The 24,363-nt window shown below is 70.6% G+C and carries 29 protein-coding genes; 9 read left to right on the top strand and 20 right to left on the bottom strand.

All coding sequences use genetic code 11. The features are described 5' to 3' along the window. Positions 1–19 precede the first annotated feature (19 nt). From AMYAL_RS0142100 to AMYAL_RS0142090, 3 genes are all read right to left on the bottom strand, one after another. A complete protein-coding gene (locus tag AMYAL_RS0142100) occupies positions 20–325 on the bottom strand; it encodes a hypothetical protein (RefSeq protein ID WP_020637332.1) in 306 nt (101 codons plus the stop codon). A gap of 73 nt (positions 326–398) precedes the next feature. Then, positions 399–2,009, bottom strand: coding sequence for a serine/threonine-protein kinase (locus tag AMYAL_RS0142095; RefSeq protein ID WP_020637331.1), 1,611 nt, complete (start codon positions 2,007–2,009; stop codon positions 399–401). Positions 2,010–2,189: 180 nt separating this feature from the next. Beyond that, a complete protein-coding gene (locus tag AMYAL_RS0142090) occupies positions 2,190–2,876 on the bottom strand; it encodes a TVP38/TMEM64 family protein (protein ID WP_020637330.1) in 687 nt (228 codons plus the stop codon). 24 nt (positions 2,877–2,900) lie between these two features. Here AMYAL_RS0142090 and AMYAL_RS0142085 point away from each other — a divergent pair, with 24 nt between their 5' ends. Both AMYAL_RS0142085 and AMYAL_RS0142080 read left to right on the top strand, forming a co-directional pair. Then, on the top strand, positions 2,901–3,458 hold the full coding sequence (locus tag AMYAL_RS0142085; protein ID WP_020637329.1) for a GNAT family N-acetyltransferase: 558 nt from the start codon (positions 2,901–2,903) through the stop codon (positions 3,456–3,458). 28 nt (positions 3,459–3,486) lie between these two features. Then, positions 3,487–4,506 carry a DNA polymerase domain-containing protein gene (locus AMYAL_RS0142080; RefSeq protein ID WP_020637328.1) on the top strand — a complete coding sequence of 340 codons (1,020 nt, stop codon included), beginning with the start codon at positions 3,487–3,489 and terminating at the stop codon, positions 4,504–4,506. 74 nt (positions 4,507–4,580) lie between these two features. On the opposite strand, the gene AMYAL_RS0142075 is transcribed toward AMYAL_RS0142080, so the two are convergent. From AMYAL_RS0142075 to AMYAL_RS0142065, 3 genes are read right to left on the bottom strand one after another with little or no spacing between them, the layout of a single operon-like run. Further along, the gene (locus AMYAL_RS0142075) at positions 4,581–5,945 is read right to left on the bottom strand and encodes an MFS transporter (RefSeq protein ID WP_020637327.1); all 1,365 of its coding nucleotides are present in this window, start codon (positions 5,943–5,945) and stop codon (positions 4,581–4,583) included. Continuing rightward, positions 5,942–6,376, bottom strand: coding sequence for a MarR family winged helix-turn-helix transcriptional regulator (locus AMYAL_RS0142070; protein ID WP_020637326.1), 435 nt, complete (start codon positions 6,374–6,376; stop codon positions 5,942–5,944). Before AMYAL_RS0142070 ends, AMYAL_RS0142075 begins: the two co-directional genes overlap by 4 nt. 50 nt (positions 6,377–6,426) lie before the next feature. Continuing rightward, positions 6,427–6,906, bottom strand: a complete 480-nt coding sequence (locus AMYAL_RS0142065) for an Rv1352/Rv1906c domain-containing protein (RefSeq protein ID WP_245193344.1) — start codon at positions 6,904–6,906, stop codon at positions 6,427–6,429. 183 nt (positions 6,907–7,089) lie between these two features. On the opposite strand from AMYAL_RS0142065, the gene AMYAL_RS0142060 reads away from it, so the two are divergent. From AMYAL_RS0142060 to AMYAL_RS0142050, 3 genes are all read left to right on the top strand, one after another. Then, the gene (locus AMYAL_RS0142060) at positions 7,090–7,482 is read left to right on the top strand and encodes a DUF6221 family protein (protein WP_020637324.1); all 393 of its coding nucleotides are present in this window, start codon (positions 7,090–7,092) and stop codon (positions 7,480–7,482) included. 40 nt (positions 7,483–7,522) lie between these two features. After that, positions 7,523–8,530, top strand: a complete 1,008-nt coding sequence (locus tag AMYAL_RS0142055) for an LLM class flavin-dependent oxidoreductase (RefSeq protein ID WP_026467900.1) — start codon at positions 7,523–7,525, stop codon at positions 8,528–8,530. A gap of 156 nt (positions 8,531–8,686) precedes the next feature. Next, entirely contained in the window at positions 8,687–8,923 is a 237-nt protein-coding gene (locus AMYAL_RS0142050; protein ID WP_020637322.1) for a S1 RNA-binding domain-containing protein, read from the top strand. A 7-nt stretch (positions 8,924–8,930) separates the two neighbouring features. Here AMYAL_RS0142050 and AMYAL_RS0142045 read toward each other — a convergent pair whose 3' ends face one another. After that, a complete protein-coding gene (locus AMYAL_RS0142045) occupies positions 8,931–10,445 on the bottom strand; it encodes a PucR family transcriptional regulator (RefSeq protein ID WP_020637321.1) in 1,515 nt (504 codons plus the stop codon). 206 nt (positions 10,446–10,651) lie between these two features. Here AMYAL_RS0142045 and pruA point away from each other — a divergent pair, with 206 nt between their 5' ends. Further along, complete coding sequence (gene pruA, locus AMYAL_RS0142040) at positions 10,652–12,289, top strand: L-glutamate gamma-semialdehyde dehydrogenase (RefSeq protein ID WP_020637320.1); 1,638 nt, start codon at positions 10,652–10,654, stop codon at positions 12,287–12,289. Positions 12,290–12,305: 16 nt separating this feature from the next. Then, positions 12,306–13,235 carry a proline dehydrogenase family protein gene (locus AMYAL_RS0142035; RefSeq protein WP_020637319.1) on the top strand — a complete coding sequence of 310 codons (930 nt, stop codon included), beginning with the start codon at positions 12,306–12,308 and terminating at the stop codon, positions 13,233–13,235. Between the two features lie 88 nt (positions 13,236–13,323). Here the strand turns inward: AMYAL_RS0142035 and AMYAL_RS0142030 are convergent, their stop codons facing one another. Continuing rightward, on the bottom strand, positions 13,324–13,680 hold the full coding sequence (locus AMYAL_RS0142030) for a thioredoxin family protein (RefSeq protein WP_020637318.1): 357 nt from the start codon (positions 13,678–13,680) through the stop codon (positions 13,324–13,326). Between the two features lie 84 nt (positions 13,681–13,764). Here AMYAL_RS0142030 and AMYAL_RS0142025 point away from each other — a divergent pair, with 84 nt between their 5' ends. Continuing rightward, the gene (locus AMYAL_RS0142025; RefSeq protein WP_020637317.1) at positions 13,765–14,007 is read left to right on the top strand and encodes a DUF2630 family protein; all 243 of its coding nucleotides are present in this window, start codon (positions 13,765–13,767) and stop codon (positions 14,005–14,007) included. 162 nt (positions 14,008–14,169) lie between these two features. On the opposite strand, the gene AMYAL_RS0142020 is transcribed toward AMYAL_RS0142025, so the two are convergent. The 10 genes from AMYAL_RS0142020 to AMYAL_RS0141975 all read right to left on the bottom strand — a co-directional run bounded on the left by AMYAL_RS0142020 (position 14,170) and on the right by AMYAL_RS0141975 (position 21,030). Further along, positions 14,170–15,735: an alpha/beta hydrolase gene (locus AMYAL_RS0142020; protein ID WP_020637316.1), complete on the bottom strand. Its 1,566-nt coding sequence runs from the start codon at positions 15,733–15,735 to the stop codon at positions 14,170–14,172. A 72-nt stretch (positions 15,736–15,807) separates the two neighbouring features. Further along, positions 15,808–16,887: an ATP-dependent DNA ligase gene (locus AMYAL_RS0142015; RefSeq protein ID WP_026467898.1), complete on the bottom strand. Its 1,080-nt coding sequence runs from the start codon at positions 16,885–16,887 to the stop codon at positions 15,808–15,810. 28 nt (positions 16,888–16,915) lie between these two features. Further along, on the bottom strand, positions 16,916–17,503 hold the full coding sequence (locus AMYAL_RS0142010; protein ID WP_020637314.1) for an Asp23/Gls24 family envelope stress response protein: 588 nt from the start codon (positions 17,501–17,503) through the stop codon (positions 16,916–16,918). Further along, on the bottom strand, positions 17,500–18,036 hold the full coding sequence (locus AMYAL_RS0142005; protein WP_020637313.1) for a DUF6286 domain-containing protein: 537 nt from the start codon (positions 18,034–18,036) through the stop codon (positions 17,500–17,502). The genes AMYAL_RS0142010 and AMYAL_RS0142005 overlap by 4 nt, the downstream gene beginning before the upstream one ends. A 14-nt stretch (positions 18,037–18,050) precedes the next feature. Continuing rightward, positions 18,051–18,416 (bottom strand): Asp23/Gls24 family envelope stress response protein, encoded by a 366-nt coding sequence (locus AMYAL_RS0142000; protein WP_020637312.1) that lies wholly within the window; start codon positions 18,414–18,416, stop codon positions 18,051–18,053. Further along, complete coding sequence (locus AMYAL_RS0141995; protein WP_005157087.1) at positions 18,413–18,589, bottom strand: hypothetical protein; 177 nt, start codon at positions 18,587–18,589, stop codon at positions 18,413–18,415. Before AMYAL_RS0141995 ends, AMYAL_RS0142000 begins: the two co-directional genes overlap by 4 nt. Further along, positions 18,589–19,050: an Asp23/Gls24 family envelope stress response protein gene (locus AMYAL_RS0141990; RefSeq protein ID WP_007033504.1), complete on the bottom strand. Its 462-nt coding sequence runs from the start codon at positions 19,048–19,050 to the stop codon at positions 18,589–18,591. Before AMYAL_RS0141990 ends, AMYAL_RS0141995 begins: the two co-directional genes overlap by 1 nt. 254 nt (positions 19,051–19,304) lie before the next feature. Continuing rightward, complete coding sequence (locus AMYAL_RS0141985; RefSeq protein ID WP_020637311.1) at positions 19,305–19,730, bottom strand: hypothetical protein; 426 nt, start codon at positions 19,728–19,730, stop codon at positions 19,305–19,307. Next, positions 19,730–20,287 carry an RNA polymerase sigma factor gene (locus AMYAL_RS0141980; protein ID WP_020637310.1) on the bottom strand — a complete coding sequence of 186 codons (558 nt, stop codon included), beginning with the start codon at positions 20,285–20,287 and terminating at the stop codon, positions 19,730–19,732. Before AMYAL_RS0141980 ends, AMYAL_RS0141985 begins: the two co-directional genes overlap by 1 nt. After that, entirely contained in the window at positions 20,284–21,030 is a 747-nt protein-coding gene (locus tag AMYAL_RS0141975) for a pyrimidine reductase family protein (RefSeq protein ID WP_020637309.1), read from the bottom strand. The genes AMYAL_RS0141980 and AMYAL_RS0141975 overlap by 4 nt, the downstream gene beginning before the upstream one ends. Positions 21,031–21,128: 98 nt before the next feature. Between AMYAL_RS0141975 and zapE the strand changes: the two genes are divergently transcribed. After that, positions 21,129–22,163: a cell division protein ZapE gene (zapE, locus tag AMYAL_RS0141970; RefSeq protein WP_020637308.1), complete on the top strand. Its 1,035-nt coding sequence runs from the start codon at positions 21,129–21,131 to the stop codon at positions 22,161–22,163. Here the strand turns inward: zapE and AMYAL_RS0141965 are convergent. Both AMYAL_RS0141965 and AMYAL_RS0141960 read right to left on the bottom strand, forming a co-directional pair. Continuing rightward, entirely contained in the window at positions 22,117–22,725 is a 609-nt protein-coding gene (locus AMYAL_RS0141965) for a phosphatase PAP2 family protein (protein ID WP_026467897.1), read from the bottom strand. The two genes, zapE and AMYAL_RS0141965, sit on opposite strands and share 47 nt — an antisense overlap. A gap of 267 nt (positions 22,726–22,992) precedes the next feature. After that, entirely contained in the window at positions 22,993–24,354 is a 1,362-nt protein-coding gene (locus AMYAL_RS0141960; protein WP_020637306.1) for a DUF2252 domain-containing protein, read from the bottom strand. Positions 24,355–24,363: the final 9 nt, after the last annotated feature.

Genomic DNA, 24,363 nt, shown 5'->3' with positions numbered 1-24,363 from the left:
ACCTTTCACTGGTTCCACGTTACCCCGCGAGCCACGCGATGGCCCGGCCGATGATGTCCCATGCGGTGACCATCACGCCGAGCACGATGAGGACCACGACCAGCGCCGAAACCCACCAGCGCAGACCGCCGAGCCGGTTGCTGGAGTCGGCGAAATCGGAGACACCGTCGATGCAGGCTTCCACGGTGAAGTTCGGGCCGCAGCGTTCGATGCGGTCCAGATGCTCGGCGAAGGCACGGGCTTCGGGGTCGTACGGGTCGAGGCCTACCAGGTCCTCGTCGAAACGAGGATTCTGGCCAGGTCCGAAAGGTCCGCTATCGGCCATACCGGCAACAGTAAGCCACGAGCGGCGATTGGCCTACCACCAGCGAGGCGGGTCTCACCACCGCCACGCTGCGTCAGTTGCCGAGTACTCGCGTGTCGGCGTCGATGTAGTACTGCCCGCCGACCTGGACGACGCGCAGCGCGGGACGCGGGCCGTTGTTGACCGTCACGTTCATGTCGATCGAACCGTCGGCGTTCCCGCCGCCGCTGTCCGCATGCGCCTGCTTGGAACCGGTGACCTTGTGCGTGGTCCAGTACTCGGTGAAAGCCTGCTCCGAGCCGTACACGGCCTTCGCGGCGTCAGTGAGCTTGTTCCAGCTCTCGGACGTCCCGATCTTGTCGGTGTCGAAGAAGCCAAGGACGAACTGACCGACACCGGTGAAGTTCGTGACCTTCTCGCTCTCGGTCTTGCCCAGTCCCGCCGGCGCGGGGCGCGACGAAGACGGAGCACTCGACTTGGGCGCCGACGTGCCGGGCTGCGGGTTCGCGCCGGCGTTGTCGCCGCCCTGGTTGCCGCTCGTCCCGTTGCTCGAGTTCAGCACCAGGAACACGATCACGGCGATCACCACGACCGCCGCACCGGAGCCCGCGAACAGGACCGCCTTGCGCTTGGCGTCGGGGCTCTTGGCCGGGGACGGCCGCATCGGGGCGGCCGCGGACGGCGGCGGGGTCACCGCGGCGACCGGTCGCGGCGGCGTGTTCGGCGGGGCCGCCTGCGAGCGCATCGGGATGAACGCGGCCGTCGGCGTGTGCTGTTTGACCGGAGGGGGCGGGGGAGGCGCGGCGGCCGACTGGGCGGGCTTGTCGGTCCGCTGCCACGGCGGCCGGTCACCGCTCGGGATGCCGTGTCCAGGGGTGTCGAGGGCGGCAGGCTGTCTGCCGCCGCCCGCTCCGAAGAGCCGCGGCGACGCCGCCATGCCCGAGCCGGATTCGTTCGCCGCCAGCGCGGCGAGGCGCTCCCGTGCTTCGGCCATGGTCGGGCGCTCGGCAGGCTCGGTGCGCAGGAGGCTCATCAGCAGCGCCGTCGCGGCGCCCGCCTGCTGCGGCGGGTTGATCTGGCCGTTCGCGGCCGCGTACAGCAGCGCGAGCTGGTTGGAGCTGTTCCCGTACGGAGTCTGGCCCTCGATCGCCTGGTACAGCGTCGCGCCTAGAGCGAAGACGTCGGAGCTGGGCACCGGGTCCGAGCCGCGCGCCAGCTCGGGTGCGAGGTAGGCGGGGGTGCCGCCGATCAGGCCGGTCTGGGTGAGCGTCATGTCGCCCGCCGCGCGCGAGATCCCGAAGTCGGTGATCTTCGCGGTGCCGGACTCGTCGATCAGGATGTTGCCGGGTTTGACGTCGCGGTGCACGATCCCGGCGCGGTGCGCGGCGACCAGCGCCGACGCGACCTGCTCGCCGATCTTCGCGACGCGCCCCAGCGGCAGCGTCCCCTCGTCGGAGATGATCGCCGACAGGCTCGGGCCGTTCAGGTACTCCATCACCAGGCAGGGGTCGCCGCCGTCCTCGGCGATGTCGAACACCACGATTGCGTTCGGATGCTGGAACCGGGCCGCGTTCTTCGCCTCGCGCATGGCGCGCTGGCGCATGTTGTCGCGTTCGGCCTCGGAGACACCGGGCTGCGGGAGGATCTGCTTGACCGCCACCGAGCGCTCGAGGCGGACATCGATGGCGCGCCAGACCACCCCCATGGCACCGCTACCAATTTGTTCGACCAGGCGATAGTGCCCAGCGATCAGCTGACCGGTGTCGATGGCGATTGCTCCTGACACATTCTTTGACGAACACATCCCGTGTGATGGTGGCGCTGCGCGGCCTGAAAGGTCCCGCGCACCCGATCGAGTGTAGCGGGCGGCGGTTTCGGCTCCCCGTCAGCTCGCCGGTGCGGAGGCGGGCAATTCTTCCTCGCCACTCGTTTCGGGCACCGGAGCGGTCTTCCGCCGGAAGACCCTGACCAGCCCGATGGCCCCGGCGACGGCGAACACGGCGTAACAGATCAGCAGGGCCGGAGGGGTTTCCCCGGTCAGCGCGTCGCCGAGGACGACGACCGCGACCGTGCCCGGCAGGCTGCCGAGCGCGGTCCCGATCAGATACGGGGCGAAACGGACCGATGACACTCCGCACAGGTAACTGAACGGAGCGAACGGGACCATCGGGATCAGCCGTAAGGAGGTGATCGCCAGGACTCCGCCGTCCGAAAGCCGGTCGTTCACCGCGCGGACCTTGGCGCGGTGCAGGTGCCGGGTCACCAGATCGCGGCCGAGTGCCCTCGAAAGGGCGAACGAGAGCCCCGAGGCGACCGTGGTCGCCAGGATGCCGACGACGATGCCCGTCGTCGCGCCGAGCAGTAGCCCGCCTGCCAGATTGAACACGGTGCGTGGGATCGGTGCCACGGTCAGTACCGAATAGAGCAGGAAGAACACCAGCGGCGTGGCCGGCCCGGTTTCGGCCGCCCAGGCCCGCATCCCGGCCGGGCTCGGGATCGGCAGCAGGACCGCGGCCGTCACGAAGAGGGCGAGCACGGTGAGCGCGAGGATTAATTTGGTACGGCCGGACACTGCGTCCACCGTACGGTATTCGCCGTGGTCGACACCGAGGCGTTGCGGACGCAGCCCGAACTCACCGGCGAGAACGTCGTGCTCACGCAGCTCGACGAGACGTACTTCGAGACCGGCTGGGAAGCCTTGCGGGAACCGGAAAGCCGCAGGCTGACCGGTACGCACACCGACTTCACCGAAGAACAGGTCAAGACCTGGCTGGCCGGACGGCCGGGCCTGGACGATCGCGCGGACTACGCGATCGTGCGCAAGTCCGATCGCGCGCACGTCGGCGATCTCGCGCTCACCGACCTCGACAAGGACAACCGCTCCGGCGCGTTCCGCATCGCGCTGAACGGCCCGGAGTTCTACGGCAAGGGCTACGGCACCGAGGCGACCAAGCTGCTGCTGGGCTACGCGTTCGACGTCGTCGGCCTGCACCGCGTCTCGCTGGAGGTCTTCGACTTCAACCCGCGGGCACGGCGCGCCTACGAGAAGGCCGGTTTCGTTCGCGAGGGACTTCAGCGGGAGGCGCTCTGGTGGGACGGCGAGTGGCATGACGTCATCACTATGGCAATCCTGAAGAACGATCCGCGGCCCTGAGCGGCGCCGGACTGGCTACGGTGGGCGCATGCCCAAGAACGGTGAGCCGATCGAGGTCGAGGCAGGCGAGCGCAAGGTCCGGGTGTCCAGCCCGGACAAGGTGTACTTCCCGGCCCGCGGGATCACGAAGCGCCAGGTCGTGGCGCACTACGTCGCGGTCGGCGAGCCGTTGCTGCGCGCGATCGGGGAGCGGCCGACGACGCTGAAGCGCTACGTCGACGGCGTCGAGGGCGACTGGTTCTACGCCAAGCGCGTGCCGAAGGGCGCCCCGGACTGGGTGGAGACCGCGAAGATCACCTTCCCGTCGGGCCGGACCGCCGAGGAGGTCTGCCCGACCGAGCCCGCCGTGTTCGCCTGGGCGGCGAATCTGGGCACCTTCGACTTCCACCCGTGGCCCGTGCGGCGGCCCGACGTCGACCACCCCGACGAACTCCGCATCGACGTCGACCCGCCCGACGAGGCCGGGTTCTCCGACGCGGTCGAGGTCGCCGGTGTGGTGCGCGAGGTCCTCGACTCGGCGGGGCTCGTCGGCTACCCGAAGACCTCGGGCGGCCGCGGCGTGCACGTCCTGGTGCGGATCCGGCCGGAGTGGGACTTCATCGACGTCCGCCACGCGGTGATCGCGCTGGGCCGCGAGGTCGAGCGCCGGATCCCGGAGAAGGCGACCATCGCATGGTGGAAGGAAGAGCGCGGCGGCCGGGTCTTCATCGACTACAACCAGGCCGCGCGCGACCGCACGGTGGCGTCGGCGTGGTCGGTGCGCGGCACCTCGCGCGCGACGGTGTCGACCCCGCTGACCTGGGACCTGCTCACCGAGGTCGACCCGGACGACTTCGACGTCCTGACCGCGGGCGCCTTCTACACCGAGCGCGGCGACCTGCACGCGCCGATGGACGAGCGGGCATTCGGCATCGAGACCCTGCTGGAGTGGTACGCGCGGGACGAACGCGACCACGGCCTCGGCGAGATGCCGTATCCGCCGGATTACCCGAAGATGCCCGGCGAACCCAAACGCGTCCAGCCCAGCAAAGCCCGCGACGACACCTAACCCCCTGCCCCCGCGCGGATGTCCCGAGCGCCACGCTGGAGACGTTGAGCGTCCCGTGCGTGGCGCTCGGGACTTCAGGCCCGGCCGACGCGGGACAGGGAACGGTCGGCGACGGTCAGCGCGAGGAACAGCACGCTGACCACGAGCATGAACGCGGCCAGGTGGTGCAGTCCGCCGCTGTCGGCACGCTGGCCGAAGAAGGCGCCGTTGGCCGCGGACGCGACGATGGCGCCGAGATAGCCGAAGGTGCGCAGCAGCCCGGCCGACGAGCCCATGCGTTCCGCGTGCGCCTGGTGATACACGGAGTTCTGCAGCGCGAGGTTGTTCAACCCCTGCGGGACGCCGAGGACGACCACGACCGCCAGCAGCATCCACACCGGGCTGCCGTCGTTCAGGAGCAGCAGCAGGGCGCAGGCGGCGACCTGCCCGAGCGAGCCGATCAGGAGCTTGCCGCGGACGGCTTTGCTGCGCCCGGTGACGGTGGAGGCGATGATCCCGACGCCGAACAGGGGAAGCAGCACCAGCCCGGCTTCCGACGCGGACAGCCCGTGACCCTGCTCCATCCACTGCGTGTAGCCGTAAAGGAAGGCGTAGCTGACGACGAAGCTGAGGAGGGCCCGGCCGTAGGTGGCCAGCAGCGGCAGGTTGCCGCCGAGCAGGCGCACGTCGATGAACGGCTGCCCGGCCCGCAGTTCGCGCCAGGTGAACCCGGCGCCCGCCGCGACGGTCACGGCGAGCAGCCACCAGTCGCCGCCCCGCAGGTCCATCAGGAACAGCAGCAGGCAGACGAGCGCCGCGGCGAACAGTGCCATGCCGGGCAGGTCCAGTTCGCGCACCAGGCCGCCGCGGCGGGTGGCCGGTGTCGCGGGGAGACGGCGGAAGCCGAGGTACAGCCCGGCCAGGGCCAGCGGGATGTTGATCGCCAGCGTCGCGCGCCAGCCACCGATCCCGATCAGCAGGCCGCCGAGGCTGGGCCCCACGACCGCGATGGTCTGCGTGGTGATGGCGAGCGCGGTGAGGACCCCGGCGGGGCTGTCCTTCCCGGTGCGCCGTGCCTCGCCGCGGATGAGGTGCATCGCCGCCGGATAGCCGGCGCAGGTGCCGAAACCGAGGAGCACACGGGACGCGACGAGCGCGCCGAAGCTGGGGGCGAGCAGGCCGGCGACACCGGCGATCCCGGTCAGTGCCGCCCCGGCCAGGAACAGGCGGCGGGGACCGAAGAGGTCGATGAGCCGTCCCACCACCGGCTGGCCGATCGCGGTGGCCAGATACAGGGCGGAGACCAGCCACGCCGTCTCGGCGGGCGGCGCCCCGAAGGCCACGCCGATCGGCACTAGGGAGACCGAGATGATCGACGAGTTGACCGGGTTGAGGGCCGCTCCCAGCATCATCGGGGGCAGGAGCCGCCGGTCGAAGCCCGTTTCCGTGGCGGTGCTCATCGCCGTACGACCCGTTCCAGCAGCGCCGCCGCTTCGATCAGCGTGCGGCGTTCCGCCTCGGTGCATTGCGTCTGGAGGACCTGGGCGAGCCAGCCTTCCCCGGCGCGACGGCGCTCTTCGAGGAAGGCGCGACCGCTGCCGGTGACGAAGACCAGCTGACGCCGTCCGTCCTCGGGATCCGGGCGGCGGGCGGCCAGCCCTCGTTCCACCAGGACGCCGACGGTGGTGGCGATCGATTGGTGGCGGATGCCTTCCAGCGCGGCCAGGTCGCTGACCGACGCTTCGCCGTCCTTGTCGAGCCGGCTGAGCACGGACGTCTGGGACGGCGTGAGGTCACCGCTGCCGTAGTTCTCCCGCAGGCGGCGCCGCAGCCTGCTGAAGGCGACGCGGATGTCGTGGGCCGCGCGGGCGCTGGACGCGTTCTCGGTCATGATCGCAGGCTAACTTCCGCAGTTCAAACTGCGCAACTTTGCCTGCGTATCTAGCCGTGCGTGAACTCGCAGCCCGCGACCTGCACGTACTCGCCCTTACGCGCGGTGAACCGGGCGGCGCCGGTGGTCAGCTGGTCGGCGACGATCTTCGACGCGCCGCCCGTCCGCAGCCTCGCCCAGTAGCAGTGCCCGTTGCCGCCCGGCGCCGGTCCGGGGGAGCGGTACGAGCCCGCTTCGACCTCGGTGCCGACCAGGTACGTCCCGTCGGCGAACCGGTCCGCCGGGGTGGCGACGGCGGCACGTCCCGAAGTGACCGGGGGCGCCGGGACCGTCACGGTCGGCGCGGGCGCGGCTTCGGCCGTGACGGTCACCGTCGCGGGTGCCGCCGGCGCGGCGAGGGCTCTCGGATACGTGGCCGCCACCACACCGGCGCCCGCGCCCAAGGTGAGTGCGACGGCGAGCCCGGCCACGAGCGGGAACGCATTTCGTGACGACGCGTGCGGTTTCGGTGACCAATTCGTGCTCGTCATCCATCTCTTCTTCGTTTTGCTCGCGGAGTGATTGCGCTTTCGTGTCGATCTAGAAACCTGTTACCGCTCCGCGGCGGGCCGATACGAGACTGTGTGACGCGTGGGACCTTGTCGTAACGCAGGGCTTCCTGCCAGCGACAGTCCCAACCGGACACTTAGGCTGGGGGAGACGAAGGAGTACCCGTGGACGACCTGATCGCCTTTCTCGCCGCGCGGGTGGGGCAACGCCAGGCGTTGATCATGCAGGCGGTCAAGAAAACCGAGATCAGCGAATCGCTCAATCGTGGTGAGACCAAGGTCGTCATCGAAAAGAAGATCCGTTCGCTGAACGACGTCGAACTCGACGCGGTCAATCAGATGATCAACGAGATCGAGGCGACGCGGCGGCTGCTGCAGGCGCACCGCACCACGGTCTCGGAGAAGGTCCCCGGATTCCCCTTGTACGGCAACGAGTACTGGTGTGAGACCTGCCATGTGCCCGCCGACGAGGCCGGCACGAACTGGTGCCTGACCCTGCGGCTGCTGGCGCTGCCGTTCGCCGAGCACGCGGACTACAGCGAGCGCTGGCGCCCCTGAGCGGGGAATGCCCGCCGGGTCCTGGCGCGTTGAGCCGAAGGTGATCAGGCTTTCGGTACTGGACCGGTCCCCGACCCGCCGCGGCGGTGACGCGCCCCGCGCCCTGCGGGAAACGGTCGCGTTCGCGCGGGACATCGAAGCGCTGGGTTACCACCGGTTCTGGGTGTCCGAACATCACAGCGTGCCCGGCGTCGCCGGATCGGCGCCCACGGTGCTGGCGGCCGCCGTCGCCTCGGCGACCGAGCGGATCCGTGTCGGCACCGGTGGCGTGATGCTGCCGAACCACCGGCCGCTGGTGGTCGCGGAACAGTTCGGCGTCCTCGAGTCGCTCTTCCCCGGCCGGATCGACATGGGGCTGGGCCGGTCGGTCGGGTTCACCGGCGGCGTCCGGCAGGCACTGGGGCACGAGAAGGACGACGCCGACCGCTTCGGCGACCAGGTCCGGGAACTGCTCGGCTTCCTCGCGGGCGACCAGACCGGGTATCCGGGCGTGCACGCCATTCCCGCGGAAGGTCTTCGCGTGCCCACGTTCCTGCTGGCCACCGGCGCCGGCGCGCGGCTGGCCGCGGAACTCGGGCTGCCGCTGGTGATCGCGCCGGTCCGGGGCGAGGGGCCGCTGCTCGAAGCCATCGACGGCTATCGCTCCGGCTTCCGGCCCTCCGCGCAGGCTTCGCGGCCGTACGTCGTGGTGTCCACGGCGATCGCGGTCGCCGAGACGGCCGGACAGGCCCGGCGGTTGCTGATCCCCGAGGCGTGGTCGACGGTCTACTCGCGCACGCACGGCGTCTTCCCGCCGCTTTCGCCGGTGGAGGAGATCCTCGACGGCGGGCTTTCGGAACGCGATCAGGAACGGCTGGACCGCGCGCTCGACGGCCAGATCGCGGGCACCCCGGCCGAAGTGGCCGACAGGCTGGCCACGCTCGTCGCCACCACCGGCGCCGATGAGATCCTGGTGACCACCAGCACTTTCGACCAGGCCGAGCGGCTGGACTCCTATCGGGGGCTGGCCGAGATCGCCGGACTTCGCAGCCTCGCGCCGGTGTCGTGACCTTTGCTAGGGTCACGGTCATGACTGCCGGGTCGGCCTCGTGCCGTGAGCGGACGGGTTCCCCGGCCGCCGCTTGATCTCCGGGCGGGCCCGCAGCCCGCCTCCGCGTCTGTGTCCCTGTGTTTGCGGACCATGCGCGGAGAGGAGGTGAATCGCATGTCCCCCAACGAAAACTGGCGTGAGTTCGTCGTCGCGAACGCCGATGGCGGCGTCCTGGCCGGTGTCGTCACGCGGGTGCTGCCGTTCGGCGCGTTCGTCGAAGTGGGCCAAGGGATGGAAGGGCTGCTGCCGACCGTCGGCGGAACCGGCCCGCTCACCGCCGGTGCGGCCGTGGCCGTGCGGCTGGACAAGCTGGACGTCCAGAACCGGCGGTTCAGCCTGACCCTGGCCTGAGTTTTCCCTAGAGACGCAACAGAAGCTGGGTGAGGACGCGCTGCGCGGGGTCGTCGAGGTCGATCCCCGACACCTCGCCGGCGCGCCGCACCCGGTAGCGCACCGTGTTCGGATGGATGTTCAGCTCGCGCGCGGCGCGCCGGACGTCGCCGAAAGCGTCGAGGTAGGCGAGCACGGCGGGCACCAGGATGCCGCCGTGCTCGGCGTCGTGCGCGACGAGCGCGGTCAGCCGGGGATCCCGGATCCTCGGCTGCTCACCGAGGAACGCGAGGACCTCCGAGAGCAGGACCTCGGCGCGGACGTCGGCCAGCGAGGCGACGTCCGCTGTCCCGTGCCCGCGCGCCATCGTCGCCAGCACGCGGTCCGCGTCGCCCCGCGAGGCCGCCGCGTCGGAGAGACGCGGCACGACACCGCCCAGCGCCGCGCGCACCCGGACGTCGAGATGCCGTTGTGCGGTGCCGACGATTTCCTTGGCCAGTGCCAGGATCCGTGTCTCGGCGTGTTCGGGGAGGTCGGGAAGGAGCGCGTAGACCCGGCCGCCGATCACGCTCACCAGCGCGCTCCGCCGGTACGCGGCGGTGTGCACGGTGATCAGGTGCACCAGTTCCGCGCGCCGCAGCTGCCTGTCGGTCGCCGCGCGGTCGCGGGGGAGCGAGAACGTCAGCACCATGGCCGGTTTCCCCGGATCCGCGCCGATGTCGTCGGCGACGGATTCGACGTCGAGACGGCCGTCGAGCAGCCCCGCCAGCAGGTCCTCGCGCAACCGGAGTTCCGGGCTGGGCAGGGTCCGGTGCCGGATCAGCTGGGGCGCGAGCGCCCGGCTCGCGCCGAGCAACGCGACTTCCGCGCTTTCGGTGAGCGGATGCGTGCCCTCCTGGACCCAGATCGTGCCCAGCGGCTGCGATCCGGCGTGGATCCCGGCCGCGATCCGCCGCCGGATGCCGAGATCGGGCCGCTCGTCGATGCGGACGATGCCTTCCCCGGCGCGAAGCCGCTGGTAAACGCCCCACTCGCGCAGCATCGCGAGGTACCGTTCCGGGCCTTCGCGGCCGAGGATCGAGAGCCTGCGGAGTTCGTCCACCTCGTCGCCCGCCCGCGAATAGGCCAGCACGCGGCTCGCGGTGTCCTCGATGCTGACCAGGCCGCCGGTGAGGGTCGCGATGGTCTGCGCGAGCGAGAACAGATCGCCCAGTACCTCGCCGCTGTCCGCCTCGCCACCCGCGCGCGCCGCGTCGACGACGCCCCTGGCCAGCGCCTCGACCTGTTCCCAGCGGGCCTCGTGGCCGACCTCGATCAGCGCGATCCCCGAGTCCGTCGCGACGTTCACCACGGGCGAGCCGCTCTTGACCGCGACGGCGGCCGCGCCGGAGCGTCCCGCGGCCCGGATCGCCCCGGCGGCCGACCGGCCGCGGGCGCCGATCACCAGAACGAGATCCCCCGGATGGGCGTCCGGCGGATCCTCCGGATCGTGGATGACCACATCCGCCACTTCGACGCCCAGTCCGCCGGGCGCCGCGAGCACTCTGACCAGCGGTTCCCCGAGCGTGGCGAGGACATGCCGCAGGGATGCGCCGGTCGTCGTATCCGTAGTCAGGTCATCACCGAATTAAGCCGATCGGACAAGATGGTCACCCTGATTCTAGCCAGTCGGACAAGCCGCGAGGGAGTCGTCCGGTCTACCGTTCGGGGTGAGACCCCTATCCGGCGACGTGAAGTCAGGAGCAGTCAGTGGACGCCGTGACCCAGACCCCCGCCCCGAAGAACGAGCCGGTGCTGAACTACGCACCGGGCAGCGCCGAGCGCGCTGAACTCGAGGGCGCGCTCAAACTGCTGGGTGACGCCGACCCCATCGACATCACCGCGACGATCGGTGGTGAGCAGCGCAAGGGCGGCGGCGAGAAGATCGAGGTCGTCCAGCCGCACAACCACAAGGCGGTGCTGGGCGTCATCCACAGCGCGACCGCGCAGGACACGCACGACGCGATCGCCGCGGCCAAGGCCGCCGCTCCCGGCTGGCGCGCGCTGTCCTACGACGACCGCGCCGCGATCATCCTGCGTGCCGCCGACCTGCTGGCGGGCCCGTGGCGCGCCAAGCTGAACGCCGCCACCATGCTCGGCCAGTCGAAGACCGCCTTCCAGGCCGAGATCGACTCCGCCTGCGAGCTGATCGACTTCTGGCGGTTCAACGTCGCCTTCGGCCGTCAGATCCTCGCCGAGCAGCCGGTCAGCTCGCCCGGCATCTGGAACCGGATGGAGCACCGCCCGCTCGAGGGTTTCGTGTACGCCATCACCCCGTTCAACTTCACCGCGATCTCCGGCAACCTGCCGACCGCGCCCGCGCTGATGGGCAACGTCGTGCTGTGGAAGCCGTCGCCGACGCAGAGCTACGCCGCGCACCTGCTGATGCGCCTGCTCGAAGAGGCCGGTATGCCGCCGGGCGTGATCAACCTGCTGCCGGGTGACGGCAAGGCCGTCTCCGACGTGGCATTGACCCACCGCGACCTGGCCGGGATCCACTTCACCGGCTCCACCGCGACCTTCCAGCACCTGTGGGCCACCGTCGGCGCCAACATCTCCGGCTACCGCACGTACCCGCGCCTGGTCGGCGAGACCGGCGGCAAGGACTTCGTGCTCGCGCACTCCTCGGCCGACGTCGACATCCTGCGCACCGCGCTGATCCGCGGCGCCTTCGAATACCAGGGCCAGAAGTGCTCGGCCGCGTCCCGCGCCTACGTCCCGCGTTCGCTCTGGGCGGGCCTGAAGGACAAGCTGGTCTCCGAGACCGAGGCCATCACCTACGGCGACGTCAACGACCTGAGCAACTTCGGTGGCGCCGTGATCGACCGCCGCGCCTTCGACAAGCACGCCGCCGTGTTGAAGAGCGCCGCCGAGGACGCCGAGGTCGAGGTCATCGCCGGTGGCACCGCGGACGACAGCGTCGGCTACTTCGTGCGCCCGACGATCCTCGTCTCGGACAACCCGGAGCACGAGATCTTCCGCACCGAGTACTTCGGCCCGATCCTCTCGATCCACGTCTACGACGACAGCACCGACGCCGGCTTCGACAACGTGCTGAAGCTGGTCGACGAGACCGCCGACTACGCGCTCACCGGCGCGGTCATCGCCAACGACCGCACGGCCGTCGCGAAGGCGTCCGAGGCGCTGCGCTTCGCCGCGGGCAACTTCTACGTCAACGACAAGCCGACCGGCGCGGTCGTCGGCCAGCAGCCGTTCGGCGGCGCCCGCGCGTCGGGCACCAACGACAAGGCCGGTTCGGTGCTCAACCTGCTCCGCTGGACGAGCCCGCGCTCGATCAAGGAGACGTTCGTTCCGCCCACCAGCGTCCGTTACCCCCACCAGGGCTGAGAACCAGGAGTTCGTGATGTTGCGTGCCCCGTTGCTCGCCGCCGCCCGATCCCGGCGGATGCGCAAGCTGGTCGAGGTTGTCCCCGCCACCCGATCGGTGGTGAGCCGGTTCGTCGCCGGTTCGAAGACGCCCGACGCCGCACGGGTGGTCCGCGAGCTGGCCGACGACGGCCTCCGGGTCACCCTCGACCACCTCGGCGAGGACACCACCGACGCCGAACAGGCCGCGACGACCGTCCGCGCCTACGAGGAACTGCTGACCGCGCTGGCGGCCGACGGCCTCGCGTTCGGCGCGGACGTCTCGGTGAAGCTGTCCGCGGTCGGCCAGTTCCTGCCCGCCGACGGCGAGAAGGTCGCGCTGGAGAACGCCCGCAAGATCTGCGCGGCGGCGGAAGCGGTCGGTGCCACGGTCACCCTCGACATGGAGGACCACACCACCACCGACTCGACGCTGGGCATCCTGCGGGAACTGCGCACCGAGTACCCGTGGGTCGGCGCGGTGCTGCAGGCCTACCTGCGGCGCACCGAACAGGACTGCCGCGAACTCTCCGGCGAGGGCTCCCGCGTCCGGCTGTGCAAGGGCGCGTACGCCGAACCCGAAGAGGTCGCGTTCCAGGACAAGTCCGAAGTGGACAAGTCCTACGTCCGCTGCCTGAAGATCCTCATGCGGGGCAAGGGTTATCCGATGGTCGCCTCGCACGACCCGCGGATGATCGCGATCGCGGAGAAGATCGCCATGGACGCGGACCGCAAGGCGGACGACCACGAATTCCAGATGCTGTACGGGATCCGTCCCGAAGAGCAGCGCCGGATCGCGGGTGACGGCAAGACGATGCGCGTCTACGTCCCCTACGGCGACGAATGGTACGGCTATTTCATGCGCAGGCTGGCGGAACGCCCGGCGAACCTGGCGTTCTTCCTGCGCGGACTCGCCACCAAGGGCTGACCCGGCTCCCGGTGGCACAGTTCCGCTGAAGTACAAAGGGGCCCTGCCCGGCGAAATCCGCCGGGCAGGGCCCCTTTCTTCCCCTGAATCAGGCTTCTTGGGCCTCTTCCTTGAGCTTGTCCATGTCGATGTCGCGCGCCTGCTGGATGAGGTCTTCGAGCGTCTTCTCCGGGAGCGCGCCCGGCTGCGCGTAGATGACCGTCTTGTCGCGGATCACCGCGAGCGTGGGGATCGAACGCACGTCGAAGGCGGCCGCCAGCTGCTGCTCGGCCTCGGTGTCGACACTCGCGAACACGATGTCGTCGTGGTTGCCCGACACCTTTTCGTAGGTCGGCGCGAACTGACGGCATGGCATGCACCAGCCCGCCCAGAAGTCGATGATCACGAAGTCGTTCTCGGATACGACCTGGTCGAAGTTCGCGGCGGTCAGCTCCACAGTGCTCATGCCCGGCGTAACGAATCGGGTGCTACGCACATTCCCGCGAGTGCGCGTAGCGTCTCGGATGGAGCAATCCAGAAGGAGGTCCGTATGGCCGACGGGGACATTCTCAGCCGGATCGACGAGCTGGTCAGCGAGGAGCACGAACTCCGTTCGCGGGCGATCGGCACCGGGCTCAGCTCGGAAGACCGGTCCCGGCTCGCGGGTGTGGAGCAGCAGCTGGACCAGTGCTGGGACCTGCTGCGGCAGCGGCGGGCCCGCGTCGAGTTCGACGAGGACCCGGACAGGGCTTCGGCGCGGCCGATCTCCGAGGTGGAGTCCTACCGGCAGTAGCCCTTCGCGCCCGGCACCGCACTCACGTGATCAGCCCCGGAACTCACGTGATCAGAGACGTGACTCGCGTGATCAGACGCGTGTCGCGCCCAATCACGTGAGTTCCGTGTTCGAGCACGCCAGTTCGGAGTTCGAGCACACGAGTCACGAGGTCGAGGCGGCTCAGGCCGGGCAGAGGGTGCCGTCGACGGGGACCTTCCCGTCGATCAGGAACGCCCGCGTCGCGTCGGCGACGCAGGGGGACAGGCTGAGCGCGCCGTGCCCGGCGCCCTGCCAGGTGATCGTCACCGCGCTCGGCATCTGGTCGGCGGCCCGGCCGGTGCCGTGCTCGGGCGTGACCGGGTCGGTCGCGGTACCCGCGACGAGGATCGGCGGGGCACCGGGGGCGCCGGCGGGCGGGAGCGGTTCGCGGCGCACAGGCCACGGGCTGCACCACGCCAGCTGCTGCGCGGCGAACACCCCGAACTGCGGGTACTTGTCGCGCAGGGTCGTGGTCACGCGCGTGAGTTCTTCGGCCGAGAGCCGGGTCGCGCTGTCGTTGCACTTGGTCGCGAGCGTGCCGTCCAGCCGCGACGGCCGTGCCCGTGAGTCCTTCAGCACCGGTTCGGCGAACGCCGCCAGCGGGGTGACGTCGCCGGTCTGCGCGGACTTGAGCGCTTCGGCGAGTTCCACCCAGCGCGAGCGTTGCGCGAGGCCGGAATAGACGGCGTACAGCGCGATCCCCGGTGTGATCTCCGCGCCGTCGGCGGTCATCGCGGAGGCGGAGCGGAGGCGGTCCGCGACGGCGGTCACGGCCGATCGGGCGTCGCCGATCGGGCAGCCCCTGGCGATGCACTCGGCGCCGAAAGCGTCGAGGGTGGCCTGTGCGCTCGCGGCGACGGATTCCTGGACGGCCGTTCCGTCGGGGGCCGGGTCGGGCAGGCCGTCGAGCATCATGCGGCCGACCTGAGCGGGGAACCGCACGGCGTATTCGGCGAGGACCTTCGATCCGTCACCGCGCCCCAGCGCGTGCAGCTTGTCCATCCCCAGCTGCTGACGGAGTTCTTCGAGGTCGCCCGCCGCCCGCCAGCTGTCCATCGCGACCTGCGAATCGTCCAGTTCGATGGCGCACTGCTGACCCGCCTTGCGCGCCGCGTCGACCACTCCTTCGAGGTCGACGGCGGCGGGGTCGCCGCCGAGCAGGTCGGTGCGGATCTCCGCCGGGACGCACTGCACCGGCGCGGACGTCCCCGTCCCGCGGCGATCCACGCCGATCAGGGAGAACTTCTGCAGGAACTCGGGCGGCAGGGTCGCGGCCAGCCGCGCGGCGTAGAGCGACCCCGGCTCACCGTCGACGTCGTTGACCACGACGAGCGGGATCGGCCCGCCCCCGGTCCTGACCACCGAAAGCCGCGAGAGCCCGCGGCCGGGCAGGTCCGGCGCGTCGAGGGTGGTGGGCACCCTGGCGCAGGAGAACTTCAGCGTGTCCGGGACGGACGGCTGACCCAGCCGCTGCCGGGTCGCCTCGTCGCAGTCGTCCCATTTGATCGACGGCGACTGCGGTTCGGCGAGTGGCGGCAGCGGTACCGGCTGCGCCGCCGCCGAGGAGCCGGGGTCGGGTTTGCCGTCGTTGTCGATCACCGCCGGTCGTACCGACGGTCCGGCCGTGCAGCCCGCGAGCACGGCCGTGACCAGGGTCGTCATCAGGATCAGCCGTGGCCTGCGGCGGACGGTGCTGGCGGGGCGCACGGGCTGGTCCTCACTTTCCGGGCATGACAAAAGCTCAGTGGAGAGCTTCGCAGGTGACGTGTCAGACTCCGGTTAGCGGGTGCGTTTCACCTCGCCGCGGAACACCGCGTCCAGGTCGTAGCGGGCGACCTCGTCGAGCTGGGCGTAGGTGCAGGAGTCCGGCTCGCGGTCGGGACGCCAGCGCTTGAACTGCGCGGTGTGGCGGAACCGCGACGGATATCCGCCCTCGGTGTGCTCGTAGCCGACCTCGACGACCTTCTCCAGCTTCAGCGGCACCCACGGGGCTTCCTTGGACTTCCACCGGGTGATCCCGCCGGGGATCCGCTGGTGCTCCCGCACGTTGTCGCCCAGCCAGGGGTGGTCGGCCCCGTCGGTGATCAGCGGCGCCAGCTCCTCGGCCAGTTCACGCCGCCGGGTGACCGGGAACGAGCCGACGACACCGGGGTGGTGCAGCACGCCGTCCTCGTCGTAGAGCCCGAGGAGGAACGAGCCGACCATCTCGCCCGCTTCGCCGTCGACGTGCCAGCGCAGCCCCGCGAGCACGCAGTCGGCGGTGCGCGAGTGCTTGTACTTCAGCAGCACCCGTTTGCCGGGCGTGTACGGCTCGTCGAGCGGTTTGCCGATGACGCCGTCGAGCCCGGCGCCCTCGAACAGCTCGAACCAATGGCGCGCGATCGCCGGATCCGCGGTGGCCGGGGTCAGGTGGATGCCGTCCGAGGCCAGTTTCTCCAGCCGTTCCCGCCGCTTCGACGTCGGTTCGTCCAGATAGGACTCGTCGCCGAGCGCCAGCAGGTCGAACGCGACGAACTCCGCCGGGGTCTGTTCCGCCAGCAGCTTGATCCGGCTTTCGGCGGGATGGATCCGGTCGGTCAGCGCGTCGAAGTCCAGCTTCCCGTCCCGGCCGACCACCAGTTCGCCGTCGAGCACGATCCGTTCGGGCAGCGTCGCCTTCAGCCGCTCGATGACCTCGGGGAAGTACCGGTTGAGCGGCTTCTCCGACCGCGACTGCAGGGTCAGTTCGTCGCCGTCGCGGAAGACCAGGCAGCGGTACCCGTCCCATTTCGGCTCGAACAACAGCCCGCCGGAGTCGGGGATCGCCTTCGCCGGTTTGGCGAGCATCGGTTTGACCGGCGGCGTCAAGGGAAGCGACATGACGGCCATTCTTGCCGCAAGGACGCGGTCAGCGCACCCGTTGCGGTGCTGCCGTGTCGAGTTCGATCCGGACCGCGGTGGGGAGCACGTCGACCCCGAGCGATTCCCGCGCCCTGGCCAGCACGGTGAGATCGAGCTGCTCCCAGATCCGTTTCAGGTCGGTGCCCTCGCTCAGCCAGAGCGTGACCCGCAGTGCCGGGTTCTCCTTGTCGCCGACCGCGCGGACACGGGCACGGCCGACGCCGTCGATCGTCTCGGCGTCGATGCGGACGGCCTCGGAGATGGCCGAGGAGGTCACCACGAGGTCGTCGCCGAGTTCGAGGTCCGGGCGGCCTTCCGGGCGCAGCGACCGGAAGAACCACCACAGGCCCAGCCACAGCAGGAGGACACCGAGCACGAGCGCGCCGATCCGGGCGGCGAGCGCGTTCCTGGCGAGCCAGTCGAGTGCGATCGGGTCCATGAGCGCGCGGCCGGCGCGATACGTGCCGAGCCAGCCGGCGCCGACCACGAGGACCGCGGCCCCGCCGAGCAGCGCGAGGAGTCCGATGAGGACGGTCAGCGTCCGTTCGGTGCCGGTGGACCGGCCGAGTGCCTTGGCGGAGACCGAACGGGTCATCGGCGGTCCTTCGGGGAGTCGACGACGACGGACACCTTCGGCCGCCGCACCAGGGGGACGTCGTCGAGCAGGCCGGAGACCGTCTCCAGCAGCCGCGGCCGCAGCTCGCCTTCGGTTTCCATCCTGCTCGTCGCACGGACACGGATCTTCTTGCCGGTGGCGGTGACCTTCGCGCCCGCGACGTTGTCCTGCGCGCGCACGGTCACCCCGACCAGCCTCGCCAGCGAACGCGGCGACGTGGTCACGCTGACCTCGTTCGCCGGATCGGTCAGCCGGATGGCGCGCCGCCCGGCCGAGGCCGACGCCAGGATCAGCAGCAGCCCGACGACCGCGACGGCGATCGCGAGGTACCGGACCTCGCCGGTTTTCCAGGTCAGCTCGGCGAGCCTGTCACGCCAGCCGTCCCACGGGACGAACAGCGGCCCCCGCCCCGGCCGCCACCAGCCCCAGCCGACCTCCAGGGCCAGCAGGACCCCGGCGGCGGCCAGCGCCAGCCCGATCAGGGCGGACAGCAGGCGGACGAACAAACGCATACCGGTTGCTCCTTCTAGCGGACGCGGGGCGCGATGTCGGGCAGGAGCGCGGAGACCGTCACCGAGATGTCCCGGACCTGGTACGAGGTGATCCGCTCGACCTCCTCGGTGACCTGGGCGCGCAGATCGCCGACTATCCGGCGCACCGGCGCCGGATAGTGCAAAGCCACGTCGAGCACGAGGTCGACGTCGTTGCCTTCACCACCGACCTTCGCGCTCGCGCCGTGTGTTCCCAGCCCGAGTCCGGCGATCCGCCGCTCGGCGCGCGTGATCCCGTCGACCTGGTCCGCGGCGTGCTGCGCGATCTTGCGGACCACGGACGGCGCGATGGTGAGGGTGCCGCGATCGTCAGGGCTGCCGGGTTCGGGCGGGAGGGTCATTTGTCGCGGCCCCGGCCGAACAGATCGCCGAGGTCGAGTTCGCCGTCGAGCACGCGGCCGAGGACGAGGCCGATGACGCCGACGGCCAGTGTCACCAGGAACGCGGTGAAGCCCTGGGTCGCGGCGAGGCCGAGGATGAGGCCGGCGAGCAGGCCGGTCTGGGTCCCGTTCATCACTCGACCCGCGAGGTCTCGGTCTCGCCGCCGTTCTCGTCGGGCAGGTGGATGTCGTTGACCGCGATGTTGACCTCGATCACCTCGAGGCCGGTGATCTGCTCGACCTGGCCGATCACGTTGCGGCGTACCGCGCGGGCGACGTCGACGATGCGCGCGCCGTACTCGACGACCACGTCGAGGTCGATCGCCGCCTGCTTCTCGCCGACCTCGACCGAGACACCGGACGTGGTGACCGTGCCGGAACCGGGGATGCGCTCGCGGATCGCGCCGAAGGCCCGCGAGACCCCGCCGCCCAGCGCGTGGATCCCGGTGACCTCACGGGTGGCGAGACCGGCCACCTTCTGCACCACCACCGACGAGATCGTGGTCTTGCCGGCGGCTCCTTCCTCGTTGAGGGACGACCCCGACCCAGCCCCCAGCGAGGGGGTGTCGGGCTTGCTCGCGCTCGGCTGCGCCATGAAGTTCGCTCCTTCTCGCACCGGTGCCGCGCGACCTGCGCGCGCGGCGGTCCCTACGCTCTCACCGACCAGGACACGCGCGCATGCCGAGTCGTCACGCGATGTCCCCCGGATGGGGTAATCAGGTCCGGGGTTCACCTCGCTGAGGTGGTGGCGAGCGATCACCAAGTCCGTGAAGGGCTCCTTGAGGGACTCTGAGTCCCTCAAGGAGCCCTTCACGGACCGGGCGCCGGGGGAGCGCTGGGGGACTGGGGTCAGTCGGGGTGGACGTCGACGACGTGGACGTTGATCGCGGGCGGGGCCGATCCGAGCTGCCCGGTCAGCGCCACGCTGACGCGGTGCCGCAGCAGTTGCGCGGCCGCCGCTTCGACGCCGAACCGGACCGTCACCAGCACCTGGAGCACGTCGTCCTCGAGAGCGACGGCCGAGACGTGCACGCCACCGAGGTCACGGCCGATCTCGGCGGCGAGCCTTCTGGTCATCAGCACCAGCGCCCGTTCCGACACCTGGGTCTTCCCGCCCGCCGAGGGCAGGTCGAGCGGCGCGGTGGTGTGCCTGCCGCGGACACCGCCGACCGAGCGGAGCACTCGCTCGACGAGTCCTGGCGGCGTCGGCACCGGACGGCTCGCGGCGATGCGCACCTGTTCCCACCGCGGGTCGTCGCGCGGATCCTCGCTCATCACCGTTCCCGTGGTCGGAAGTTGTCGCCGAGTTTCGCCAGCAGCGCCACCCTCGCGCGGTACAGGCGAGCGCGCAGGGCGGGCACGCTGACCTCCAGCACCTCGGCCACCTCGTCGTAGGTCAACCCTTCGAATTCTCGCAGAATCAGCGGGATCCGCTGGCCGACGTCGAGTTCTGCGATCGCGCGCAGCACCGTGCCGACCTGCTCGGCGCTCACCACGTGCCCCTCCGGACCAGGCACGACACCCGCGTCGCCCTCGTCGAGCGGCACGGTCGGTTTCCGCCGCCGGACCTGCCCGAGCGCGCCGTTCGTCGTCACCCGGTACAGCCAGGTGGACACCGCGGACTCGAACCGGAACCCCGGCAGCGCGCGCCACGCGGACAGCCAGGCCTCCTGGACGACGTCCTCGGCCTCCGACGCGCTGCCGGTGATCCGCAGCGCCACGCGGTACATCCTGGCCGTGTGCCGCCGCACCAAGGTGTCGAAGGCAGCGTCGTCCCCGGCGGCGGCCCGTGCCGCCAGCTCCTCGTCCGGAACCGGCGCGGGCTCGGTCACCCGCCCTCCCGGCGGCGGTAGCGCAGCATGGTGAAGCCGTCTTCGAAGAGCACGGACGCGAGGTCCATCCGCCGCGGTTCCGGGGCAGGGCGGCCGTCGGCGATCCGGCGTTCGCCCGCGCCGGCCAGCAGCGGGGCGACGGTCAGGCACAACTGGTCGACGAGGTCGGCCGCGATCAGGTCGGCGAACAGCGCGGGCCCGCCCTCGCAGTCGACGCGGCGCAGCCCGCGCCCGGCCAGCAGCGCGAGCGCGCGGCGGAGGTCGACGTCGTCGGTCCCGGCGACGAGCACCTCGGCGCCCGCGCGTTCCAGCGCGGCCCGCGGCGCCTTCTCGGTGGTGATGACGATCGGCGGGACCTTGGTGTCGGTGAACAACGGGCCCGCCGGGTCGAGTTCACCGGAACGGGTCACCACCGCGATCGGGGGTACTTCCGACAGCCCGAGCGAGACCCGGCGGGCGGCGCGCTCGGGCGTGATCCGCGCGCCGCGGTAGCCCTCGGTCCGTGCCGTGCCGGCGCCGACCAGGATCACGTCGGAAAGCAGCCGTCCGGTCAGGAAGATCCGCTTGTCCGCGGGATGCGAGAGGCCCTCGGACAGCTGGTCGACCGCCACGGCGCCGTCGGCGGAGCTCACGAAGTTGACCTGGACCCAGGGACGGCTCATGTCGTCGGGGTACCCATAAAGCCGTTCGAGGTCGGCATCGGAGACGGGTTCCGCCGGTGTCGTTGGCCACAAAAGCTGCACGTGACCATCCCAGCACGGGCCCCACGGAACCGCTGAGCGGGGGATACGCCCGGTCAGGGAGAGTGAACGGCCCACCCCGGAGCCGTTACTCTCGGCGAATGCCCGCCCGCCTGATCGATCGCCGTCCGGAGCTTTCCGCCGACGAGCTGATCACCGCGCTCGTCCCGCCGCCCCGGTTCGACGCGGTCCGGTTCTCCACCTACGTGCCCAATCCGGACGAGCCGAGCCAGGCCGAGGCGGTCGTCGACTGCGGCGCGTTCGCGAAGCGCGTGGCGGAGGCCGCGAACCGGAAGCCGAAGTCGAAGCTGCGCGCGCTGTTCGGTGGCGGGGACGAGGAGCCGTCCGGGCCGAGGGGGCTCTACCTCGACGGCGGCTTCGGCGTCGGCAAGACGCACTTGCTCGCCTCGACGTGGCACGAGACGCCGTCGCCCAAGGCTTACGGCACGTTCGTGGAGCTGACCCATCTCGTCGGCGCGCTGGGATTCGCGGAGGCGGTGCGGAGGCTTTCCGAACACCGGTTCCTGGCGATCGACGAGTTCGAACTCGACGACCCCGGTGACACCATGCTCGTCACCCGGCTGCTGCAGGAGCTGATCGCGGCCGGGGTCTTCGTGGCGGCGACCTCCAACACGCTGCCGGACAAACTCGGCGAGGGCCGGTTCGCCGCCGCGGACTTCCTGCGCGAGATCCAGTCGCTTTCGGCCCGGTTCGGCGTCTGCCGCGTCGACGGCCCGGACTACCGCCACCGCGGCCTGCCGGACGCGCCGCCACCCGCGAGCCTCCAGGAGCTGGAAGCCTCCGCCGCCGCGCATCCCGAGTCCACTGTGGACGATTTCGACGCGCTGTGCGACCACCTCGGCGGGCTGCACCCTTCGCGCTACGGCAGGCTTCTCGACGGCGTGACCCGTGTGCATCTGCGCGACATCCACCCGGTTCCCGACCAGAACGTCGGACTGCGGATGGTCGCCTTCGCCGACCGGCTCTACGACCGCGCGATCCCGCTGGTGGTCTCGGGTGAGCCGGTGCCGCTGCTGTTCACCGAAGAGATGGTGAACGGCGGCTACCGCAAGAAGTACCTGCGCGCTGTCAGCCGGTTGACGGCACTGGCTCGCGACGCCGTGCAGCCCAGCTGAACAGCGCCCAGGTGGCGCAGACGGTCGCGATGGCGAACAGCGTGCCGCCCACGACGTCGGTGAGGTAGTGGTAGCCGAGGCCGATCATGCCGATCGTGACACTGCAGAGCACCACCGCGCCCACGATCGAGATGACGGCCGTCGCGATCCCTGGGCGGGCGAGCAGGACGAGCACGGTCAGCACCGCGACCAGCGCGACGGTGTGCCCGCTGGGATAGGCGAGGTAGGTGTTCTTCCAGCGGCCGAAGAGCGGTTTGAGCAGCCAGGCGTTCGCGAGGATCGCGACGAGCGGGCCCACGACGGTGAGCGCCGCTTCGAGCCGCCGTCCGCCTGCCAGGCAAAGGACGGCGGCGAGGGCCGCGACCGGGATCAGGACGTAGGCCTCGGTCGGCAGCACGAGCAGCCCGAGAAGGCCGGTGTCCCGGCCGAAGGCATGGTCCACCCACTTGACGGCGAGTTCGTCGGGAGTGGAGAGGCCTTCGCCGGAGACCAGCACCCCGAGCACGACCATGATCACCGCGCAGGTCGCCGCCACGAGCCCGTATGGCGCTCTTCCGCTCATACGGCGAGATTACGTGACGTCCGACCGGTCACCATGCGGGACAGGCTTGCAGAAGGGGGTTTTCGACGCTGATCACGCCGGCCAGGGGCTGCGCGGACGACGTCCTGGACTTGCGTGGGCACGTGAAGGCGTGACTCGCGTGATCAGAGACGTGACTCGCGTGATCAAACTCCGATCTCGCGTGATCGGCGCAGCGCCGGTTTGATCGCCGGCAGGCTCCGCCGCGGGGCCCGATATCCGCGGCAAGCAGGTGACTGATTGCGAGGGTCAGAGGGCGGCGAAGGTCTCGTGGTCGGCTTCGGTCTGGTCCGCGTACCGCACCGCGTACGCCCCGATGGCCTCGTCGAGGTCTTCGTCGTCCTCGAAGTACCCCGCCAGCAGCCGCGGATGCAGTGACCGCGCGTGTGCCCGCGCCAGCAGCGCGCCCGCCAGCCTGCCGTAGTCGTCGAGGTGGTCCTTCTTCAGCTCCGCCGGATCGATGTCGCCCTTGAGGTTGCGGAACTGCCGCACGATGTACGGCACGCCGTCGATGGTGGTCCAGCCGAGCAGGATGTCCGTCTCGGCCTGGACGAGCCGCGCGCCTTCGACGATCCGGCGGCCCTCGTGCTCCGGTGCGGCCAGGCCGAGGAACGGCGCGAGCGCCGACGGGTTGGCCTGTTTCACCTGCAGCACAAGGTCTTCGCCGCTGTTGCCGTGCAGGAGCGCGACATAGCTCCGCAGCCCGACACTGCCGGTGCCGACCACCCGGAAGGCCACATCGGACACCCGGTACCGCGAGAGCAGCGTCCGCCGCGACTCGCGCAGGGTGTCCACATAGGACACCAGCCCGGTGACGACGGCTTCCGCCGTCGCGTCGTCGACGTGCGTGAGCACCGGCGGGTCCTCGACGAACCGGTGCCGCTCGAGGCCGGTCTCGTGGTCGTCGATGCGCCGGGTCCACTTCGCGGTGACCTTGGCGCTGGTGTTCTTCCGCGCCTTCTCGGCCGCTTCCTCGAAATCGTCGATCAGGTCGTGCGCGCGGACCTTGCTCAGCACCGAAGCGTCCGGCAGCGCGTTCCACGACCGCAGGAACGGCAGCTCCGCCAGCCCCCGGATGGTGCGCCGGTACGACTTCACCGCGTCTTCGGCGGCCTCACGGCAGCCCGAATCGCCGATGCCACCCTCGCGTCCGGCCAGCACGAGACTCGCCGCGAGCCGTTTGAGGTCCCACTCCCACGGGCCCGGCACGGATTCGTCGAAGTCGTTGATGTCCATGACGATCCCGCCCTCGGGCGTGCCGTACAGGCCGAAATTCGCCGCGTGCGCGTCCCCGCACAGCTGCGCAGTCAGCCCGGACACCGGGGAACCCGCCAGATCGGCGGCCATCAGCCCGGCGGCCCCGCGGTAGAAGGTGAACGGCGACGCGAGCATGCGCTCGCGCCGCAGTTCCACCAGCTCCGGCAGGCGGCCTTCGTTGGTCCGTGCGAAGAACTCCGCCACGCCGGGACGGCCGTCGCCCGCCGCCGCGTGATCGTGCGCGGACGACGGCGCCTTGTCCCGTAATGCCTTGCCCCTCGCGAACCAGTCCTCCGGCGTCACCGTCTCGGTGCCGACCAGCGGCCGCTCCACCCACTCCCGCGCGTCTCCCATGGACAGCCA

The organism is Amycolatopsis alba DSM 44262 (assembly GCF_000384215.1).
Lineage (GTDB): Bacteria > Actinomycetota > Actinomycetes > Mycobacteriales > Pseudonocardiaceae > Amycolatopsis > Amycolatopsis alba.
The sequence above is the reverse complement of the archived record's forward strand: the minus strand, read 5'-3'. Positions and strand labels throughout refer to the sequence as shown.